Raw genomic sequence first — 20,127 nt, 5'->3', positions numbered from 1 at the left:
CGCTTACACATCAATTTCCGCAAGTGCTTGTTCTAGATCAAACAGGAGGTCATGAATTTCCTCAATTCCGGCCGAATATCTAATTAGTCCTTCTGGAATTCCAAGCGCAGCTCGTTCCTCCGCAGTATTCTCAACATGACTCGTCGTCCGAGCAGGCCCAACGGTCGTCTCAACAGCCCCTAAGTTTGCTGCACGATGAGCTAGCTTGAGTTTTGGGAGGAATTGTCGTACCGCTTCCATTTCTCCTTTCAAAGAAAAACTAAGCATTCCACCAAATCCACTCATCTGCTTTTTGGCAATGTCATGACTCGGATGTGTGACAAGACCTGGATAATACACTTGGTCTATTTTTTCATGTGTCGATAAATAGTTTGCGACAGCTAAAGCATTTTGTTGCTGCTTTTGAACTCTCAGGTCTAATGTCTTCATTCCACGAAGGAGAAGATATGCAGCCATCGGATCCAAGGTAGCTCCATTAATTTCTCTATAGTGATACACTTTATCAACTAATGACTTGGAACCACATACTACCCCACCTAGTGCATCTGCATGACCACCAAGAAATTTCGTCGCACTATGAATGACAAGGTCTACTCCTAAAGCAAGCGGATTTTGATTGATCGGAGTTGCAAACGTATTATCAACGAAGACAAGAGCATTAACCGCTCGAGCTGCCTTACAAATTCGTTTAATATCAGTAATTTTCACTGTTGGGTTTGTTGGTGTTTCAAGATAAACAAGCTTGCAACCTTTCGCAATTTCAGTTTCCATTTGTTCATGATTTCCTGTTTCTACAAGAACAACTTCAATTTGTAGTCGTGGTAAAAATTCTGAGAATATCTTATTTGTACCACCATACGTATCTTTAATAGACACGACTCGATCACCGGGTTTTAAAATGGTTAACAAAGCATTAGAGATAGCTGCCATTCCAGTAGAGAAGCTTGTCGCCGCTTCAGCATATTCAAGTGACTTAACCTTGTCTTCGAAAGCTTGAACAGTTGGGTTTGTGTTTCTTCCATAAATATGTCCTTTTTTCTTACCTATCGCTACATCATACCAATGATCAACATCATCATAGGTATAGGCAACGCTGTGAACGACTGGCACTTGAGTTGCCCCATGTGCCAAAGAATCTTTTTCACCTGACCATACAGCTTTTGTTGCTTTGTTTAATGATTTATTGTTTTCCATCTTGCCACCCCTTTCTTCTTCTTACAACCATGATATGAAATCCAGAAAGGGAAATCATTCAACAAACTGTATGAAAAAAATCCTCGATATTCGTTCAATTTGTTATAATGTTCTGAAAATAACTAATAGGATAAGGAGAAAGAAATGAATATTGTTGTAAAAGATGTACACTCGCTTTCTCCCTTTGAAAAAGCAAGTGTTCGAACCGGTACACAGACGATCCCTGTCCAAGTTGTTGATTGGATTTCTGTTATAGAAGCCCCTGTGGAATCGTTTGTGCGTAAGAATGAATATATTTTAACGACTGGTGTTAGTTTTGCTCATGATGAAAATTTGTTCATGACATTTGTGAAAGATGTTATCGATTCAGGTGCCGCTGCTCTTGCCTTTGCACTTGGTCCTTTCATTGATCAAATCCCAAAATCCATCATAACTTATGCCAGCGAACGAGACTTTATCTTAGTTGAACTAGATTGGTCTATCCGCTTTTCGGATATTATCGAGTCAGTTTATGAATTACTTCAACAATCTAAGCATCAGTACGTAGAAAAAGTCGAAACAATTCGTAAAGCATTACTTGAGTTAATCCTAACGCGGCAACCTCTCGAAAAGGTAGCTAATCATGTCGCACAATCGATTGATTGTGAAGTGATGATTGCTGACAAACGTGGGAGCATCCGTGGTAAATCATTTTCAAATGAAAGTAATCTTCACGAAAAATGGTGCGAATTTCTTCATGCTCAACTAAGCGAGGAGGGGATAAACCAGATAGTTAATCAAACGTTTAAATGGATTCCCTACGATCAGGGTTACGGTCTACAGTTAGCAATCCATTCAGCGGGAAATATCCAAGGGTATTTAGTTATTGGTGGATTTTCAGAGAATCCATTAACACCGCAAGAGCAACATGAATGGGAGATGCTTCTCGAACATGTGACAACAACGGTTGCTATTCATTTTCTACATGAACAAGCAGCAAAAGAAGCAGAATGGCGGTTACGTGATGATTTCGTTTGGGAATTATCGAGAGGATCCTTTGATTCGATTGAATCACTACTCTCTCGTTCTAAATCGTTAAATTATCAAATTAATCTACCATATCTATGTTTAGTTGCTTCACTCGAACATATGGAAGATGTCTATAAAAGGTTACCTCATCTAGTTATTTCTTTTGATCATTGGCAGCATGAATGTATTAGATATGTAGAAGAAGAAGCGGAGAGTGTTGCAAAATCATTAGCACTAAAATCAATGGTCACGTATCAACAGCAAGAATTGATCATTTATTTAGAAACAAACCATCCTGATACGGTATCGCAGGCGAAAGTATATATTGAAAAGCTTCAGAAGAGGGTGTCATTTCTCTATCCTAGTATATGTATTACTTGGGGAATCGCTAAGCAAAATGGCTATTCCTGCTTTTTTGAAGGCTATCAAGAAGCTAATCGGGCACGTGAAATTGGAAAAAAGAGATTCGGACCTGGCTGTATTTCTTCTTATGCGGATACGAAAGTGGACCGAGTATTAGAACATTTGCTTAAGAATGAAGATTTATTAGATATATCAGACTCAGTACTTGACTCTCTATTACACTATCAAAAAAGCCGTCAAATTGACTTACTTCATACATTTACTAGTTATCATCAAAATCGTGGAAATGTTAGTCAGACAGCAAGAGAACTTAATCTGCATCGACAATCGCTTTTATACAGATTAAGAAAAATTGAAACATTGACTAATTGTTCCTTGGACAATTCCGATGATTTGTTCTTGTTAGATATGAGTATTAGACTGTGGCTATATCGACTAGAAACATCAAAAAAATGAGTATGGTCGTTAAAGACCATACTCATCTCGACATTCTTGAAGTCGTTCCAAACATAACTTGGCCCAAGCAGAGCGATCCTTACTTAACTCTTCTTCTTGGCTGTATAAGGCTTGTTCTAGTGAGGATCGATAGACTGGGGGCTCTTCTAGATACGATTTCAACGAGGATAGAGGCACCCATGTTTTTTCAAATTGTGCCAATGCCTTACGTTGGTGAAATAACGGAACATCAGTTTGTTTAGGAGAATGGAGATCTCCCTGCATCGGATGCTTCAACACAGCGACGATCTTCACAAGTGCACGTTGGTTTTCCTCTTGTCGTTCAATTAATTCACCAACATAAGCCCCTGTTTTATAAAAAGCACGAACATATTCTTTCCCCATATTATGCACTCCTCCTCATAGCTTGATTGAAAACATACTTACAATATAAACGATGATCAATACAAGTCCAATCACCAGACTCCATAACGCTTTTCTTTTTTTCCCTTTAAAAAGAAAGAAAAAGGCCAAAGCTCCGGCCACTCCTATTAAAAGAAATAAAACAAAGACGACAATAATAATCCAAATCTCTTCTCTCATGTAAGCTCCCTATAATCCCGGTATAAGCAAAGTAAACAAGTTCCACATGAACTCAGATAACGGTACAAGATATTCTTCTGAAATACGCCCTAATGAACTTGCATCGGAAAAACCATCAATAACAATAAATGTGAAAGTAATTAGGATAGAGATAATTGTAATAGTAAGAATGATGGCAAGTAGAATAAAATAAGCGAGTACAACTCTAATTACCCATTTAAGCCATGATGGAAGGCTTTGTCTATTTGTACCTTCTATTTTCAAATAAGATCCCCTCAATCCTTTTCAATTAGGTTTACTTAACTAAATTAAGCTTAGTTAATATCCCATCAATTGGAATACCATTTTCAGTTGAAATATCACTAAAGTCATAGTTTGATAAGTTAATCGAATCGTCTTTTTGCGTAACTGTATTTACCACTTTCTCTACGTTCTCTTCCGTTAATACTTTTTCTAGATCTTCTTCAACTGTCTCTTCTTCGGCTACTTCAGTCGAAACCATTTCATCATCGATTATTTCGATTGTTTCAATCGTTTCAAATTGCCCTAAATCAGTTATTGGTTGACTATATGGATCTCCTGTTACTTGTAAAATAACTAAAACCCAAATACCTACAAATAAAGTGCCAGCAACCGCCAGAAGTGCTATTTGTTTTGGCAAGTGATTCACCTACTTTTATATTAATATTTTTATTTTATCACCATGCTCATTATTTGTCACATACCGCTAAAAATTGACGATATTTATTCACAAAAAAAAAAGAGCGTTTTTGAAAAGACTTGCCCTTTCAAAAACACCCTAACCATTAAACTCTGAATAAATTACTTTCACTAGACCATTGAGGTGGCATGTCCTTGCCCCAATAAATAGAGCCAAGTTCATGATGTGTTTCATAATGATCTAAATACGTGTGGTAATGAAAGTTGAAGAAATACCCTTGTTTAGGTGGTTGATCTCTTCGAACATGAAAACGGAAAATGTCTTCCCCACTTTCTTCATTATACAGATGTAAAATTTTTTCTCCATTTCCTGCAGATGGACTAACTGATGTTTTGAGAAATTTCCAATCTTCATTAGATAAAGTATTCGTTGTCTCCCGAACAACCTTATCAAGCTGAGGAAGAATTAGGTCATTAAAAGGTTCGACTATTTTATCAGAGATAGATGGGCCAAATTTAATTAGACTTTGCTCGTATGCTTGGTCAATAAAATAGGCATTTAACAATTCTGCTGATGATGAATGTCGATGAATATAATGCCCTGCTTTAGCAGGTAATACATCAGTAAATAAATCATAATTATCTTGGTTAACTTTATAAATAACCGATTTACCATCAAGTTCATCCTGCGATTTATTCGGTTGCTGTGCTAAAACTGCTTGATCAAGATCAGGAGTTGTTGTAGCTAAACCAAATGACAAAATAGCAGATGAGATGATGAGTCCACGTTTCATCCAAGGAAGCATTTTAATACGCCCTTTCATCTTTCATTTCTTCTATTCTCTCATGAAATCTATGAAAGAGCCATAAAAAATTATTAATTTAAGGTAGATTTGAACTTCCCATTAAATAACGATCACATTCACGAGCGGCTTCACGACCTTCATGAATGGCCCAAACAACTAAACTTTGGCCGCGACGGTTATCCCCAGCTGCAAAAACTCCAGGAACACTTGTTGCGTAACTACCGTACTCAGCATCAATTGTTGAACGCGAAGTTGTCTCAAGTGATAGTTCATTAATAATACGTTCTTCAGGTCCTGTAAACCCTACAGCAAGCAATACTAAATCTGCTGGCCATACCTTTTCAGTACCAGGAATTGGTGTACGAACTTTACGACCACTATCATCAATTGTCGTCTCAACGCCAATTGTATGAAGCTCTTTAACGTTTCCATTTTCATCGCCAACAAATTTAGTCGTGCTAACTTGATAGCTACGTGGGTCTTTACCATAGACAGCTTTTGCTTCCTTTTGACCATCTTCTACTGTATGAACAATTGGAAATAGTGGCCATGGATTAGCATCTGGTCGTTCTTCAGACTTAGGACGATTAATATCAAATTGTGTAATTGAAGCAGCACCATGACGAACCGAAGTTGTGATACAGTCAACGCCTGTATCTCCACCACCGATAACAATTACATGCTTGTCTTTAGCTGTAGTATATTTGCCGTCTTTAAGATCTGAATTTAATAAGCTCTTTGTATTCTCAGTAAGGAAATCCATTGCGAAATGAATACCTTTTAATTCTCGTCCTTCAACTTCAACATCACGAGGCTTTGTCGCACCAGTACATAATAGGACAGAATCAAATTGTGCCTTAAGCTCTGTTGCAGATATATCCTTTCCGATTTCCGTGTTAGCCTTGAACGTAATTCCTTCTTCTTCAAGAATTTTAATACGACGTTCAACAGTAGCATTAGCTAACTTAACATCAGGAATACCATAAGTAAGAAGGCCGCCAATACGATCTTCTCTTTCAAAAACTGTTACAGAATGACCTGCTTTGTTTAATTGAGCTGCCGCTGCTAATCCAGCAGGACCAGATCCAACAACTGCTACTTTTTTACCAGTACGAGTAACTGGAGGTTGTGGTACAATCCAACCCTCTTGGAATCCTCGTTCAACAATATGATATTCAATGCTTTTAATTGAGACAGCATCGTCACTAATTGCTACTGTACAGGATCCTTCACACGGTGCAGGACAAACTCGACCAGTAAACTCCGGAAAGTTGTTTGTCTTGTGCAATCGCTCTAAGGCTTCTTTCCATTTCCCACGGTATACAAGGTCATTCCATTCAGGAATTAGATTGTAGACTGGACATCCAATTTCACCGGACCCATCCATAGTTGTTCCCGTTTGACAAAATGGAACGCCGCAATCCATACAACGAGCACCTTGTTGACGTAACTTTGGTTCAGGCATTAATATTTGAAACTCTTTCCAACTCTTTGTCCGTTCAAATGGATCTTTTTTTGTTGGGTTTTCTCTCTTATATTCAAGAAATCCAGTTGGCTTCCCCATCGCATTCACTCCAATCTGTTTCTAGCTATCTCCAATCTCTCAAAAAAGGGGAGAGACGCTTTTGCGTCCCTCATATTTATTTTCCGCTAACTCGAGACTTATCGTTTTTATTTTCGTCAAATGCAACCATGACAGCATCTACTCCTGTCAAACCTTCTTGCTTGACACGGTTAATTGCTTCTTGCATTCTCTTGTAATCTTTAGGAATCACTTTAACGAATTTCGGTAGTGATTCGTTCCAATTATTAAGGACCGATTGGGCACGAGGACTACCAGTATAAGAAACATGGTTTTCTAGTAAACTATGAAGTTGATCAATATCATCTTGTTCAATTACATCCTCTAGAAGGACCATTTCCTTATTGCATTTCTTCTCGAATGTCCCATTTTCATCAAGTACAAAGGCAATTCCACCAGACATCCCAGCAGCGAAGTTCTTACCAACTGTTCCAAGGTTAACGACAACCCCACCAGTCATATACTCTAGTCCATGATCACCGACACCTTCAACGACAACCTTTAATCCAGAGTTACGCACACCAAAGCGTTCGCCAGCAATCCCATTAATATACGCTTCTCCTCCAGTTGAACCATAGAAAGATGTGTTACCGATAATGATATTATCTTCTGCTTTGAATGACGACTCCTTCGGCGGATAGACGACTACTTTACCACCTGAAAGTCCTTTACCAGTGTAATCATTGGCATCTCCTTCAAGACGAAGAGTCATCCCTTTTGGAACGAAGGCACCAAAGCTCTGACCTGCAGATCCTTTAAAATCAAAAGTGATTGTATCGTCTGGTAAGCCAGCAGCACCGTATTTTTTACTAATTTCACTACCAACAATTGTACCAACAACACGATCAATATTACGAATAGGGAATGTTCCTGTAACCTTTTCTCCCTTTAATATTGCAGGTTGGCTTGCTGCAAGTAACTCGCGATGATCAAGAGAAATGTCAAGCTGATGATCTTGCTCTTTCGTTTTAAAATGTCTGTCATGTGAATCAGTTTTCGGTCTATGCAATAGGTTAGAAAGATCAACTGTCTTGGCCTTCTCATTCTCGATATCCATATTCATTTCTAGAACATCTGTACGTCCAATGAGTTCATCAATTTTTTTGAAACCTAGCTCTGCCATTAATTCACGGATTTCTTGAGCAATGAATAGCATGAAGTTCTCGACATGTTCAGGTTGACCCATGTATTTTTTGCGAAGCTCCGGATTCTGTGTTGCAATTCCCACAGGGCATGTATCAAGATGACATACACGCATGATTATACAGCCTAAGACAACAAGTGGTGCAGTTGAAAATGCAAATTCTTCTGCTCCAAGCAATGCCGCTGTTACAACATCGCGACCAGTCATTAATTTCCCGTCAGTTTCTAGAGTGACGCGATCACGCAAGTTATTTAATAGTAGTGTTTGATGAGTCTCAGCTAAACCAATCTCCCATGGTAAACCGGTATGCTTAATACTTGTTCTTGCAGCAGCACCAGTACCACCATCATAACCACTAATAATAATGCCATCAGCCCGCCCTTTAGCTACACCTGCTGCAATTGTTCCTACACCAGTACCGGCTACAAGCTTTACACTTACTTTTGCGGTTGGATTAGCATTTTTTAAGTCATGAATTAATTCAGCTAAATCTTCAATTGAATAAATATCATGATGTGGTGGAGGCGAGATTAAGCCAACACCTGGAGTTGAGCCACGAACCTCAGCAACCCATGGATACACTTTATTACCAGGTAATTGTCCACCTTCACCAGGCTTCGCTCCCTGTGCAACCTTAATTTGGATCTCATCAGCATTTACAAGATAATGACTCGTTACGCCAAATCGGCCAGAGGCAACCTGTTTAATTGAGCTACGACGTAAGTCTCCATTTTCATCTTGAGTAAATCGATCAGGATGTTCACCACCCTCACCAGTATTACTTTTACCACCAAGGCGGTTCATAGCAATAGCCAATGTTTCATGAGCTTCTTGAGAAATCGAACCAAACGACATCGCACCAGTACGGAATCGTTTCACAATCTCTTCAACCGGCTCTACTTCATCAATTGAAATTGACGTACGATCAGCTTTGAATTTCAACAATCCACGAAGTGTTGTTTGTTCCTTTGTTTGCTCATTAATTGCTTTTGAATACTTCTTAAAAAGATCATAGTTATTCGCACGACAAGCATTTTGGAGCATATGGATCGTATGTGGGTTATATTGGTGTGGTTCACCGTTTCGACGCCACTGAAGGTCATCACCAGGATCTAAAGTCTTGTCAACGCCTTCTTGCTCAGAATATGCACGATTATGTCGTTCTCTCACTTCTTTTTCAATTATGTCTAGGTTAACTCCACCAATTCTAGTTGCAGTCCAAGTGAAATACTTATCTACAACAGAAGAGTGAATCCCGACAGCCTCAAAAATCTGAGCTCCACGATAACTTTGAATCGTAGAAATCCCCATTTTAGATAATACTTTCATAATACCTTTTGAAGCGGCTTTGATATATTTATTAACTGCTTGAACATATGAAATATCCTCAAGAAGTGACTCATGGATAAGTCCATCAATTGAATCAAAGACTAAGTATGGATTAATCGCTTCTGCACCATAACCTAGTAAGACAGCAAAGTGATGCACTTCACGTGGCTCTCCAGATTCAACTAGTAAACTAACCTCAGTTCTTGTACCTTGACGAATCAGATGATGGTGTAAGCCAGATACAGCTAATAGAGCTGGAATCGCAGCCTTATTCTCATTGATTCCACGGTCACTTAAGACAATTAACGTATGTCCAGATTTAATTGCTTCATCAGCTTGGGCAAACAGTTGATCAAGTGCCTGTTCAAGTTGATTTTCTCCTTTTACATCAAACAAAATTGGAAGAGTAATAGATTTAAATCCATCCATTTTATTATGACGTAACTTCGCCATCTCCTCGTTATCTAAAATCGGATATGGGAGATGAATATGACGACAGCTAAGTGGTTCCGGCTTCAATAAATTTCTTTCCGCCCCAATTGTTGTCCCCATTGCTGTTACAATTTCCTCACGAATCGCATCAATTGGAGGATTCGTTACCTGTGCAAACAACTGCTTAAAGTAGTTGTACAAAAGTTGAGGTTTCTTCGATAAAACTGCAAGAGGTGAATCATACCCCATTGATCCAATTGGATCTACACCTGCAGTTACCATAGGTTGGATCATTTTAGACAATTCTTCATACGTATAACCAAAGGCTAATTGACGCGTCTCTAATGTCTGAAAATCAGTATTCTCAACATGTGCCGTCTCTAAAACATCTTCCAGATTAATTAAATGCTCGTTAACCCATTGATCATAAGGTTGTGCACTTGCAATTTCGTGCTTGATTTCCTCGTCAGGGATAATTCTTCCTTCTTCGGTATCAACTAATAACATATGTCCAGGGTGCAAACGCTCCTTGTATAAGATGTTATCAGCATCAATATCAAGAACTCCAACCTCAGATGACATGATAATATAATCATCTTTTGTTATATAGTAGCGTGATGGTCTAAGTCCATTTCTGTCCAGAGACGCACCGATTTGTTTTCCATCAGTAAATACAATGGCCGTTGGTCCATCCCATGGCTCCATTAGCGTACTATGGAACTGGTAAAAAGCTTTCTTTTCAGCGGACATTTGTTTATCATTTTGCCAAGGTTCCGGGATCATCATCATTGCAGAATGAGCCAATGAACGTCCTGACAGGGAAAGAAACTCAATTGTGTTATCGAACATTGATGAATCTGAACCGTCTTTATCAACAACCGGATAAATCTTGTTCATGTCTTCTCCAAAATAGTCCGATTCAAATTTCGCCTCACGAGCATGCATCCAATTGACATTTCCTTTAACAGTATTAATTTCACCGTTATGAATCATATACCTATTAGGATGAGCTCGCTCCCAGCTTGGGAATGTATTTGTGCTAAAACGCGAGTGAACTAATGCAATCGCCGTTTCAAAATCATGATCTGGAATATCTAAGTAAAATTGATCTACTTGTTCTGTTGTAAGCATTCCTTTGTAGACAATTGTTCGACTCGAAAGACTTGTAAAATAAAATGATTCATTTTCAGGAACAGACGAAATGAGCTCCCGCTCAGCTCGTTTGCGTACAACATACAATTTACGTTCAAAATCAATCTCTGTTTTTATTGTTTTATCTTTTTTAATGAAAAGTTGACGGATAAATGGCATAGCTGCTTTTGCCGCATTACCAAGCATCGAATCATCAACAGGAACTGTACGCCAGCCTAGAAGCTCCATGTTCTCTTCTTCTATAATCGCTTCTAAACCTTTTTCGCAGTTTCCTCTAGCTTCTTCATCCTGTGGCAAAAATAGCATCCCTACTCCGTACTCACCAGCTTGTTCTGGCAGCGTCATACCTTCAGCCAAACAAACTTTCTCAAAGAAACGATGAGGAATTTGTAGAAGGATACCTGCACCATCTCCTGTGTTTACTTCGTCACCTTGACCACCACGATGCTCTAAATTTCGTAAAATATGAAGGGCATCTTCGACTACTTTATGTGATTTTTTCCCTTTCATATGGGCTAAAAAACCGATCCCGCAATTGTCATGTTCAAATTGCGGATCATATAAGCCTTGTTTCTTCGGGAATTGTGCGTACCGCATTGGCATCAACCTTTCTCCAAAAAATAAATATCAATCAACTCTCCCCAAATCTAATGAGCTAATATACAGGATCATATCATTTTTCTGACATTTCGGCAAATTAAAATTTACAAAACTTTAATATGAAAGCGGTTACTACAGCGTATTTTTAACTGATTTTCTAAAATAACTAGATTAATACAGCAAATTCCTCTTTTGCATAGATATAGATTTATATTGTATAAAAATGCATTGATTTTGTATTTTGGAATTCCCTCTTATTCGTGCTCCCTTACAGGACATTTGTTTATTTGCGAACACTACTCGGATTTTCCCAAGGAAACATTCAATTTTTTAGAAAACCAAAAATTGTCTTTCTTCATATTAATTATGCATCAATGATTCTTTCTCATTTATCATAAGATAGATCCTAATAAATTTCTAATGAAAGATCCTACCAGTAGATGAATCTGGTGTAAGATCATTGTGTTCGCAACAAAAATCAATCATAATATAAGTAATCTACTTATATATATGTTAATTTTTTGAAGGAGGAACTTCATGACTAATAAAGACTTTTCTAAAGTAATTAATGAATACAAAGAAACGGATGATTTAAAGTCTGTCTTATCTTCTCTAGATTCTTTAGGTGAGAATGAACAAAAAGAAGCAGGAGAATCATTAGAAGCACTTAAACGACCTGTTAAAGAAATGATGCAAGATCAAAATAATCAATTACCTACCCAACTTCATCAACTAAAAGAAACAGTTAGCCAGTTAGAACCAACCTATCTCCGTGCTGGTAAAACAAAGCAGCTGGTTAATAAATTGTTACGACGCAATCCGATTGAACAGTATGCGAGAAAATATCAAACAGTCGAAGCTCAGGTCGATCAAATTATCGAAGGACTTCTAAGTGGTAAGGATAAACTGGAAGAAGATAATATCATGCTTGACCAGTTAAAAGGTGTCGCAATTGAGCGGATCGATAGGTTGAATGAACAAATAGAATTGGGTCAAACCCTTCATGATATGCTTAGACAAAAACTTGAAGATGAGGACACGACTACTACGGATCTAAATGAAATTAAAAAAGGACAAGTTAAAGTCGTGTCTCGTGTGAAAAATATGTCCCAGGCTGTTGTAGTTCTCCAACAATCCCTAGCTTCCGTTGATTTAATTATGGAAAACAATGACAAGCTTGAAGAAGCTATTTTCAACGCTATTACGATGACTAAAAATGTTATTACTGTATCTGCTTCTATTCAACTTGCTTTGGCGAACCAGCAGAAAGTTATTAAGGCTGTCAAACACGTTAATGAAGCAACCGAATCAATGTTACTAAGTAACTCTGAGCTACTTAAACAAAACACGGAACAGACCCTAAAAACAATGGAAGAACCTGCGATTGCATTAGAATCATTTAGAAAAGCTTATGAAAATGTGTTTGCTGCAATTGAACTTACTGAGAAATCAAACGAACGTATCGTTCAAAACGGTCAGGAGTTTATTAAAGAACTGGAAACACTTAATAACCAAATGAAGACAAAGCTATTACGCTAATGGACGAGCTCATTCGAGAGGAGGAACTTAATGAAACTATTACTTGAACAAGTAAGCTCCTTCTTTACTCCATCACATAAAAAGCCTATCGACGAACATTTAATTAGTGATTCAACGACAAGGCGCTTACTAGAAGATGCCGAAGACTTATTAATTCGTATTACTGAAAATCTACCAAAAAACAATCAAAACAAAACAATTACTAGAAAACAACCTGAGTGGAAAATAAAAGTAAAAATTAAGCAAACAATGATAATAATCACTCTCACAGATCAAAAGAAATCAACTGCACCAATTAACAAACGAATAGTGATCCGATGTTATCGTAAATACATAAAGGCAGATAATGGAGTAGGTGTATGCAAGGAAGCTTCCATTCACTATATAAAGGATGGACGAGCCCAAATTAGGTCCGTCAAGGATTCTCCTTTATTTAGAACATTATTCTACAGGATACATTATTTAGACTCAGCACTTGCTAACGATATTACGTTACTTCAAGAAACATCTAAAGCGATGTTACAGCAGCAAGAAACTCTTTTAAAAACAAGTGATGGACATGATATTTTATTTCTAATTGAAGAAGCAAAACGTTATCAAAAACTGCTCAAACATTTTCAAGTTGATCCTGCGATTGAAAATCGATTAGGTCGTATCCTCCAGCAAGCTAATCAATTACAGGATGATTTTTCATTACTTGATTTTGAAGAGAGACATGTTGTTAGAAGAATGTTGCGAGAAGATATTCCATCACTTCTTCACACATTCATCTCATTAACAGCGGAGCATCAAGCCGCACAAATAGAAAATATTTATATGACTTTAACAAAAATGGAACTTACTTTAATTGATTTTAATGAGAAGCTAGAAAAAGAGCGTGTGTCGCGTATGGATTATCTTTTTCAGCTCCAATCATTACGTTATGACCGTAATACGAAACAAAAAAGAAACTGACCCATTATACATAGTGGTCAGTTTCTTTCTACTACTAAATCAATCTTCATTTTCATCTGTCAAATAAACGATCGACACATTTAATTGCTTTAATAAGTTAATGACTTCTCTATTTAAATCTTGATCGTAGACTAGACCAATCGATTCCACTAATTCAAGTTCCTCCAGATGTCCAGTCTCGGCATCCTCTATTATTTCAAGAACATCATCCATTTCTAATCGTTTGAGCTCATTTACGATCTCATCCCTTGTCATCTTAAGCTTCCCCTTCACTTTTATTTTTTCTCGCCTCAGTCATTTGCTTCCAAACAGAACCTTTCGCAGCTTCTCCGCCCTCGATTCGTTCAAGTGCCATTTTCACTTGGAGAGCAACTTCAAATTCATTATCAGATTCTGCTTCTTTCAGGGCTGGAATAGCTGTTTCATCTCCCTCTTCATACAAAAACATTGCTGCTCTCCAACGCACGAGCTTATTCTTATCCTTTAGTGCCTCAATCATTGCTGGTATTGCATCTGGATTTCCTAAATCCGAGAGACAGTCACCAGCTGTTCGTCTAACTGTAACAGAACTGTCTTGAAGGGCTTTATATAAATAAGGGAGAACGGCTTCTGTTTCAATCATACCAAAGTAAACAGTTGCTAATCTTCGAATCGATGCTTTCTCATCAGAAAGAGCTTTCTCTAATACTGGAATATCCTTCTCCTTAGGATCCATTCTTTCAAGGGCCGCATATCGTTTTCTCCAATCCTCATCATCAAGCATGTCTAAAGTAACCTCAATAAAACGGTCCGCTTGTGCCTCTTGAACCTCAGATGGATTACCTTGTGCTAATGCAATTAGAGCATGTAAGCGTTCATCTGAATAAGCTGCTAATAATTCATCTGCAACTTCTTTTGCAATTTGTTCGAAGTCACCATAACGCACTCCTTTTTCAACCCATTTACGTTCTAAGACAACATTATCATCAGGGCTTTGAGCCTTAGTTACCGCATCAACAAAACGTGCTGGGAGACCTTCTCGCTTCTCTTGTTCGCCATCCGTTAATTTAATTTGCATTGGAATCCCTTTAAATGTCTGAATAAATACACTCACTTCACCATAATGTTCATTAACAGCATCTTCATTATTTAAAGATCCTTCTGAGTCTTCACCAAACACAGTACGAACTTGGGGAAGAATTTGCTTCCAATCTACCTTCGGATGACGGTCAATCGCAATAAAGTCAGCTACATGATACACTCCCTTTACTCCTTCTATGTCAAACAATTGTTGTATGTATGATGGTGCCTCTTGTTTATTTTTTGCGGTGTACGTATGTCGTGAACTATCCCCTAAACTTTCACTTAAAATTAATTTCATCGTATTAGGACTTGGGGTTGGTTCAATTGTTTTGATAAACATATAAGAAACCTCCTGTATTTTTCATTTGTTTTTAACTTTATCATACGAGCTAATGTCATGCCAGTGATCAGCTTTTGTTGATTATCATGTTTTAATTATCAATTTAACGGAAATGAAATACTGTAAATTGATGCTTGTCTGTTATAATAAAAAGAAAAAGGGAGGTTTTTCTAGTGAGAATTGCTTTTTTATCTGATATTCATGGAAACGCTACAGCACTTGATGCTGTTTTACAAGACATCAGGTTACAACGTGTTGATAAGATATGTATATTAGGTGACCTTTGTTACCGTGGACCTGAACCTAAGCGGGTTCTAGAAACCGTCCAATCACTAAATGCTCAAGTAATTAAGGGTAATGCAGACGAATGGCTTGTCAGAGGTATTGAAGAAGGCGAAGTTCCTGATAAGTCATTAAGTATTATGAGGCAAGAACGCGATTGGACACTACAACGTTTAAATCAAGCGGATCTTGAATACTTAAAGAACCTACCAACAGAATTAGTGTTAGATGATGGTCTAGATACGATTGTTCATGCTTTTCACGCGACACCAGACAGTTTATTTGATGTTGTATTACCAGACGAAACAGAGAAAATCGAAAACACATTAATGCAGAGAGACGATGCCGATTTATATGTATACGGTCACATTCATCACCCGTATATTCGTTCAATGCATGGAAAGAACATCGTAAATGTCGGAAGTGTCGGTCTGCCATTTGATGGTCATCCACTAGCATCTTATTTAATAGCCGAAATTGAGGAAGGTAGACATAGATTACACTTAAATCGCGTTCCTTATAATAGAGAACATGTGGTTGAAATCTACAAACAAGGTGGCTATCCAAATACACAGACTATGGCCCCGGTTATATTTTATGGTGTACGTCCATAACTAGCACATAATAAAAAAGGTGACTTTTATGCAGATCCTGCAAAAAGTCACCTTTCTTCACATTATTTTGACTCTGAACAAAATGAATTGTAAGCAAGTGCCAAGTTTCTGATAATAGCTTCGGGTGAAGCTCCTTCAATTTCCTCACGAGGAATGAAATGAACCAATTCTTTCTCCTTAAATAAAGCCATTGATGGTGATGATGGCGGTACATCCCCGATAAACTGTCTCATACGTGCTGTCGCTTCCTTGTCTTGGCCAGCAAACACTGTTACGAGATGATCTGGTGTATGATCATGCATGAGTGATGTCACAGCGGATGGACGTGCTAATCCGGCAGCACAGCCACAAACAGAATTAATAACAACTAATGTAGTCCCTTCTGTTTGTTCCATATACTGGTCTACCTCTTCGGCAGTTACTAATTCCTTAAATCCATTCTCTGTTAACTCAGCCCGCATTGGTAAAACAACTTGCTTCATATATTCTTCATAAGCCATTGACATAAATAAATTTCTCCCTTCAATTTATAGTATAAGGTTTTAATAATTGATGAACATTCATAATTGAATGGAATGCGTAAATTTGTTTGGTCCCAAACCCCTTTTGAAATACATATAAGGCGGGAACGCTTTTCACCTTCCATGTTTGAGCAAAGCCTGCAGCATGGTTCACGTTTAGCGAGTATATTGGTAACGTAGGTAACATCTCTTCCACAATACGAATCATTTTCTCAGCTAACTTACACGTACCACATAAAGGTGTATAAATAAAAATAATTGTTAGTGGTTCCCTGCTCTCAAGTTTCTTATGTAATTCATCATTTGTTATTTCAATCATAACCTATCCCTCTTTCAAGCTCAATTGTAGCAGAAAAAAAACAAAAAGCCGAGCGTTTTGTACTCGGCTTACGTTTGTTAAGATAAGGTTAACATATTAATATTCCTTTTTTAAGATCATATGATTTTGCAACTGTCTAATTTGCTGCTGAGTACGATTCAATTCCTCGCGCTGTTCTGGAGTTGCCGCACGAATTAATCCTTCTAACTCTCCGTGCAGTTCTTCTAATTGAGTTTGAGTTTGTATGTACTCTTGCTCATCAACACTCTCTATCTTTTGTGACTCATCAAAAATGGCTTCAGCTTGTTCCATCGTCATATCAACTTTTTCTAAGAATTGCTTTAAATGGCTTCTTTCTGTCATTAAGATCACCCTCCTAATAATGGACTGATCTTAATTTGTGCATAATCTGTTAATGTATTCATTCAAATCGATAAATCATATAATCATGAGCAATGATCGATTGTTCAAAAACAGACGTTGCTTCCAATAACAATTCTTCTTCCTTGTCTACATAACGAGAACTAATATGAGTCAAAATTAGCTTTTTCACTTTTGCTTCCTTTGCCAGATTCGCTACTTCCAAAATCGTTGAATGTCCAAATTTCTCAGCATGTTCAGCTTTATCACTTGAAAATGTGCCTTCATGAATGAGTAAATCGACGCCTGAGGAGAAAGCAGCCATTTTAGTTATCACTCGCGTATCTCCTGCAATAACAATCGAACGCCCTTTGATCGGCTCACTCAGAAATTCTGAACTCTCGATTACGAGACCATTTGATAATGTAACTGCTTCACCATTTTTTATTTTTTGATAGATCGGTCCTGGTTCAATACCAAGTTCTTTAAGTTTGTCCACCTGCAAGGTTCCTGGCTTATCACATTCCGTTATTTTATAAGCAAAGCTTGGCATCACATGATCTAGAGAAAGAGCTTCAACCGTTACTGAATCATCCGAATAGACAACTCCTTCTTCTACAATGACGTAGGTGATCGAATAGCCTAAATAAGATTGTGACAATGATAATGATGTTTCAATGTATTCCTGCAAACCGCTTGGACCGTATATGGTTAATTCCGAGACTGCACCTTGGGCAGATCTAGAGCAAAGCAATCCTGGTAGCCCAAAAATATGATCACCATGCAAATGACTAATAAAAATGCGATTTATTCTCGACAAGGTGACGGGTGTCGATAGAATCTGATGTTGAGTTGCTTCTCCACAATCAAAAAGCCACTGGACTTTTTGCTGTAGAAAACGAACAACCAACGCACTCACATTACGTGATTTAGACGGGATACCGGATCCTGTACCTAGAAAATGACATTCCATTCCTTATTCTCCCGCAATTGCGTCCGCAAAAGCTTTTGCATATGGGGGAAGATCTGGCGGACGGCGACTTGAGATAATATGCCCATCAACGACAACAGCTTCGTCTAACCAGGTTGCCCCTGCATTTTCCATATCATCGCGAATCCCCGGCGTACTAGTAACTGTTCTTCCTTCTAATATTTTCGCTGAAATGAGAACCCAACCAGCGTGACAGATTTGTCCAATTGGTTTTTGGGCTTTATCCATCTCTTTTACGAAAGTTAAGACTTCTGGGTATCTTCTCAATTTATCTGGAGCCCATCCCCCTGGAACTAAGATTCCATCATAGTCTGAACTCGAGATACCAGAAAATGCGAAATCAGATGTAGCGGGAACACCATATTTTCCAATATACTTCTTTCCCTTCTCATCTCCTACTAAATGAACAGTTGCTCCTTCTTCTTGGAGTCGCATTACTGGGTACCAAAGCTCTAAATCTTCAAAATCATGATCAACAAGTGCAATAATTTTCTTATTTTGTAGACGCATAGTTCCACCCCTTCTTATGTATGTACTAGTAGTATAACATGTCTATTTTCATTTCAAAATGATTACAACGGTTCTAGCCCTTCTCACCCATCATAAACTAAGTGATAAATGACCAACCATCATGATCTAAACACTGGAGGGATCAATTGTGAATGCAAAGGCCAAAGGAACACTGCTATTGTCAACTGCCATGTTTGGGTCGGCATTATCACTACCATTTGAGATTAGCAAAGCAGAAATGACTTCAACTCCTATAACCCCTTCCCCAAAAAAGTCTCAGTATAACCAAAAACTTAGCTTCGGATCAGTCGGTGATTCTGTATTTGAGGTTCAGAGCTATTTAAAAGCTTTTGATTATTACAGAGGGGTCCACGATGGTGTATACGGATTATTAACAAAGCAAGCGGTTACTTCATTTCAAAAAAATCACAAACTAACAATCGATGGCATTTCAGGACCTCAAACCCTTGGTCATTTGATTCATTCGAGTGATGTTTCTGTTAATGTAAATAACACGATGCTAATGTCTTCCATACAAATACAGGAGAACAATCCTGAAGAGGTGTTAATTGCTAAAGAAGACACCTCTGTACTAAAAGGAGAGTCAATTCAATTATATAAAATTGGTGATCAAGGCTCACAAATAAAGAAATTTCAAGAGGTACTTGAAGACCATGGCTATTACGATGGTGTAGATGGAATATTCGGTTCGAAAACGATGTCAGCTGTAAAAGAGTTTCAACGTGTCCATAATTTAGCGGTTGACGGAATTATTGGACCGGAGACGAAAAAGATGTTTGAGAATACAGAAGAAATTATTGATTATAGTCCTCCGACACCTGAGATAACTGCTTCCGCAACTGTTGACATTCAAAAGACTGATGAGACACAAGCAGCAGAAGTAGCAATTGCAGAAACGACCGAACAACAACAAGAACCAGTTGAAAAAAGCGTTTCGACACATTCTTCTAACCTAATTACAACAGCTTCTTCCTTAAAAGGAACTCCATATGTCTGGGGTGGAACAACCCCTGCCGGCTTTGATTGTAGTGGATTTATTCAATATGTATTTAATCAACATGGAAAAAAATTACCGAGAACAACAAAGGAACTATTTAATCAAGGTCAACCGGTATCAACATTACAGGCAGGCGATATCGTTTTTTTCACTACATATCGTAGCGGCCCTTCCCATGCTGGCATTTATATTGGCGATCGCCAATTTATTCATTCTGGCTCCTCTAACGGTGTCACACACGCTTCATTAGATTCATCTTATTGGTCAAAACGTTACCTTGGGGCAAAACGGTTTTAGCAGATAAAAAAC

Annotated in this window: 20 protein-coding genes; 5 read left to right on the top strand and 15 right to left on the bottom strand. The window is 38.0% G+C overall.

Features of this window, described 5'->3' with window-relative positions; all coding sequences use genetic code 11:
* Positions 1–3: 3 nt before the first annotated feature.
* Positions 4–1,194, bottom strand: a complete 1,191-nt coding sequence (locus J7W16_RS05905; RefSeq protein WP_210596349.1) for a cystathionine gamma-synthase family protein — start codon at positions 1,192–1,194, stop codon at positions 4–6.
* Positions 1,195–1,338: 144 nt separating this feature from the next.
* Here J7W16_RS05905 and J7W16_RS05900 point away from each other — a divergent pair, with 144 nt between their 5' ends.
* A complete protein-coding gene (locus J7W16_RS05900) occupies positions 1,339–3,021 on the top strand; it encodes a PucR family transcriptional regulator (RefSeq protein WP_210596348.1) in 1,683 nt (560 codons plus the stop codon).
* Between the two features lie 9 nt (positions 3,022–3,030).
* On the opposite strand, the gene kapB is transcribed toward J7W16_RS05900, so the two are convergent.
* The 7 genes from kapB to gltB form a co-directional block, all read right to left on the bottom strand.
* Positions 3,031–3,405 carry a kinase-associated lipoprotein KapB gene (kapB, locus tag J7W16_RS05895; protein WP_210596347.1) on the bottom strand — a complete coding sequence of 125 codons (375 nt, stop codon included), beginning with the start codon at positions 3,403–3,405 and terminating at the stop codon, positions 3,031–3,033.
* Positions 3,406–3,420: 15 nt separating this feature from the next.
* Positions 3,421–3,603: a hypothetical protein gene (locus tag J7W16_RS05890; RefSeq protein ID WP_210596346.1), complete on the bottom strand. Its 183-nt coding sequence runs from the start codon at positions 3,601–3,603 to the stop codon at positions 3,421–3,423.
* 9 nt (positions 3,604–3,612) lie between these two features.
* Positions 3,613–3,867, bottom strand: a complete 255-nt coding sequence (locus J7W16_RS05885; protein ID WP_210596345.1) for a hypothetical protein — start codon at positions 3,865–3,867, stop codon at positions 3,613–3,615.
* A 31-nt stretch (positions 3,868–3,898) separates the two neighbouring features.
* Positions 3,899–4,264 (bottom strand): hypothetical protein, encoded by a 366-nt coding sequence (locus J7W16_RS05880; RefSeq protein ID WP_210596344.1) that lies wholly within the window; start codon positions 4,262–4,264, stop codon positions 3,899–3,901.
* A 145-nt stretch (positions 4,265–4,409) separates the two neighbouring features.
* Positions 4,410–5,087 (bottom strand): YpjP family protein, encoded by a 678-nt coding sequence (locus J7W16_RS05875; protein WP_246879867.1) that lies wholly within the window; start codon positions 5,085–5,087, stop codon positions 4,410–4,412.
* Between the two features lie 58 nt (positions 5,088–5,145).
* Positions 5,146–6,633 (bottom strand): glutamate synthase subunit beta, encoded by a 1,488-nt coding sequence (locus J7W16_RS05870; protein WP_210596343.1) that lies wholly within the window; start codon positions 6,631–6,633, stop codon positions 5,146–5,148.
* Positions 6,634–6,709: 76 nt separating this feature from the next.
* Complete coding sequence (gltB, locus tag J7W16_RS05865; RefSeq protein ID WP_210596650.1) at positions 6,710–11,305, bottom strand: glutamate synthase large subunit; 4,596 nt, start codon at positions 11,303–11,305, stop codon at positions 6,710–6,712.
* A gap of 540 nt (positions 11,306–11,845) precedes the next feature.
* Between gltB and J7W16_RS05860 the strand changes: the two genes are divergently transcribed.
* On the top strand, positions 11,846–12,847 hold the full coding sequence (locus J7W16_RS05860) for a toxic anion resistance protein (protein WP_210596342.1): 1,002 nt from the start codon (positions 11,846–11,848) through the stop codon (positions 12,845–12,847).
* 30 nt (positions 12,848–12,877) lie between these two features.
* Positions 12,878–13,801, top strand: coding sequence for a hypothetical protein (locus J7W16_RS05855; protein ID WP_210596341.1), 924 nt, complete (start codon positions 12,878–12,880; stop codon positions 13,799–13,801).
* A 39-nt stretch (positions 13,802–13,840) separates the two neighbouring features.
* On the opposite strand, the gene J7W16_RS05850 is transcribed toward J7W16_RS05855, so the two are convergent.
* Together J7W16_RS05850 and J7W16_RS05845 are read right to left on the bottom strand one after the other, a co-directional pair.
* Positions 13,841–14,056 carry a hypothetical protein gene (locus tag J7W16_RS05850; RefSeq protein WP_210596340.1) on the bottom strand — a complete coding sequence of 72 codons (216 nt, stop codon included), beginning with the start codon at positions 14,054–14,056 and terminating at the stop codon, positions 13,841–13,843.
* A 1-nt stretch (position 14,057) separates the two neighbouring features.
* On the bottom strand, positions 14,058–15,203 hold the full coding sequence (locus J7W16_RS05845) for a conserved virulence factor C family protein (protein WP_210596339.1): 1,146 nt from the start codon (positions 15,201–15,203) through the stop codon (positions 14,058–14,060).
* Positions 15,204–15,376: 173 nt separating this feature from the next.
* On the opposite strand from J7W16_RS05845, the gene J7W16_RS05840 reads away from it, so the two are divergent.
* A complete protein-coding gene (locus J7W16_RS05840; RefSeq protein WP_210596338.1) occupies positions 15,377–16,099 on the top strand; it encodes a metallophosphoesterase family protein in 723 nt (240 codons plus the stop codon).
* Positions 16,100–16,161: 62 nt separating this feature from the next.
* Here the strand turns inward: J7W16_RS05840 and J7W16_RS05835 are convergent, their stop codons facing one another.
* The 5 genes from J7W16_RS05835 to J7W16_RS05815 all read right to left on the bottom strand — a co-directional run bounded on the left by J7W16_RS05835 (position 16,162) and on the right by J7W16_RS05815 (position 18,800).
* Complete coding sequence (locus J7W16_RS05835; RefSeq protein WP_210596337.1) at positions 16,162–16,605, bottom strand: BrxA/BrxB family bacilliredoxin; 444 nt, start codon at positions 16,603–16,605, stop codon at positions 16,162–16,164.
* A gap of 16 nt (positions 16,606–16,621) precedes the next feature.
* Positions 16,622–16,939: a thioredoxin family protein gene (locus tag J7W16_RS05830; RefSeq protein WP_210596336.1), complete on the bottom strand. Its 318-nt coding sequence runs from the start codon at positions 16,937–16,939 to the stop codon at positions 16,622–16,624.
* A gap of 96 nt (positions 16,940–17,035) precedes the next feature.
* Complete coding sequence (locus J7W16_RS05825) at positions 17,036–17,302, bottom strand: DUF2524 family protein (protein WP_210596335.1); 267 nt, start codon at positions 17,300–17,302, stop codon at positions 17,036–17,038.
* Positions 17,303–17,360: 58 nt separating this feature from the next.
* Positions 17,361–18,272, bottom strand: a complete 912-nt coding sequence (gene rnz, locus J7W16_RS05820) for a ribonuclease Z (protein WP_210596334.1) — start codon at positions 18,270–18,272, stop codon at positions 17,361–17,363.
* Between the two features lie 3 nt (positions 18,273–18,275).
* Positions 18,276–18,800 carry a type 1 glutamine amidotransferase domain-containing protein gene (locus J7W16_RS05815; RefSeq protein WP_210596333.1) on the bottom strand — a complete coding sequence of 175 codons (525 nt, stop codon included), beginning with the start codon at positions 18,798–18,800 and terminating at the stop codon, positions 18,276–18,278.
* Positions 18,801–18,948: 148 nt separating this feature from the next.
* Here J7W16_RS05815 and J7W16_RS05810 point away from each other — a divergent pair, with 148 nt between their 5' ends.
* Entirely contained in the window at positions 18,949–20,115 is a 1,167-nt protein-coding gene (locus tag J7W16_RS05810) for a C40 family peptidase (protein WP_210596332.1), read from the top strand.
* The last annotated feature ends 12 nt before the right edge of the window (positions 20,116–20,127 follow it).

The organism is Halalkalibacter suaedae (assembly GCF_017939705.1).
GTDB lineage: Bacteria > Bacillota > Bacilli > Bacillales > Bacillaceae_D > Halalkalibacter > Halalkalibacter suaedae.
Note: the sequence above shows the minus strand (reverse complement) of the source record. Positions and strands in the feature narration are given on the sequence as shown.

Excerpts from the sequence above, each read along its gene's own strand:
- J7W16_RS05905 (WP_210596349.1), bottom strand. The coding sequence starts at position 1,194 with ATGGAAAACAATAAATCATTAAACAAAGCAACAAAAGCTGTATGGTCA.
- J7W16_RS05900 (WP_210596348.1), top strand. The coding sequence starts at position 1,339 with ATGAATATTGTTGTAAAAGATGTACACTCGCTTTCTCCCTTTGAAAAA.
- kapB (WP_210596347.1), bottom strand. The coding sequence starts at position 3,405 with ATGGGGAAAGAATATGTTCGTGCTTTTTATAAAACAGGGGCTTATGTT.
- J7W16_RS05890 (WP_210596346.1), bottom strand. The coding sequence starts at position 3,603 with ATGAGAGAAGAGATTTGGATTATTATTGTCGTCTTTGTTTTATTTCTT.
- J7W16_RS05875 (WP_246879867.1), bottom strand. The coding sequence starts at position 5,087 with ATGAAAGGGCGTATTAAAATGCTTCCTTGGATGAAACGTGGACTCATC.
- J7W16_RS05870 (WP_210596343.1), bottom strand. The coding sequence starts at position 6,633 with ATGGGGAAGCCAACTGGATTTCTTGAATATAAGAGAGAAAACCCAACA.
- gltB (WP_210596650.1), bottom strand. The coding sequence starts at position 11,305 with ATGCGGTACGCACAATTCCCGAAGAAACAAGGCTTATATGATCCGCAA.
- J7W16_RS05860 (WP_210596342.1), top strand. The coding sequence starts at position 11,846 with ATGACTAATAAAGACTTTTCTAAAGTAATTAATGAATACAAAGAAACG.
- J7W16_RS05855 (WP_210596341.1), top strand. The coding sequence starts at position 12,878 with ATGAAACTATTACTTGAACAAGTAAGCTCCTTCTTTACTCCATCACAT.
- J7W16_RS05850 (WP_210596340.1), bottom strand. The coding sequence starts at position 14,056 with ATGACAAGGGATGAGATCGTAAATGAGCTCAAACGATTAGAAATGGAT.
- J7W16_RS05845 (WP_210596339.1), bottom strand. The coding sequence starts at position 15,203 with ATGTTTATCAAAACAATTGAACCAACCCCAAGTCCTAATACGATGAAA.
- J7W16_RS05835 (WP_210596337.1), bottom strand. The coding sequence starts at position 16,605 with ATGTCAATGGCTTATGAAGAATATATGAAGCAAGTTGTTTTACCAATG.
- J7W16_RS05830 (WP_210596336.1), bottom strand. The coding sequence starts at position 16,939 with ATGATTGAAATAACAAATGATGAATTACATAAGAAACTTGAGAGCAGG.
- J7W16_RS05825 (WP_210596335.1), bottom strand. The coding sequence starts at position 17,302 with ATGACAGAAAGAAGCCATTTAAAGCAATTCTTAGAAAAAGTTGATATG.
- rnz (WP_210596334.1), bottom strand. The coding sequence starts at position 18,272 with ATGGAATGTCATTTTCTAGGTACAGGATCCGGTATCCCGTCTAAATCA.
- J7W16_RS05815 (WP_210596333.1), bottom strand. The coding sequence starts at position 18,800 with ATGCGTCTACAAAATAAGAAAATTATTGCACTTGTTGATCATGATTTT.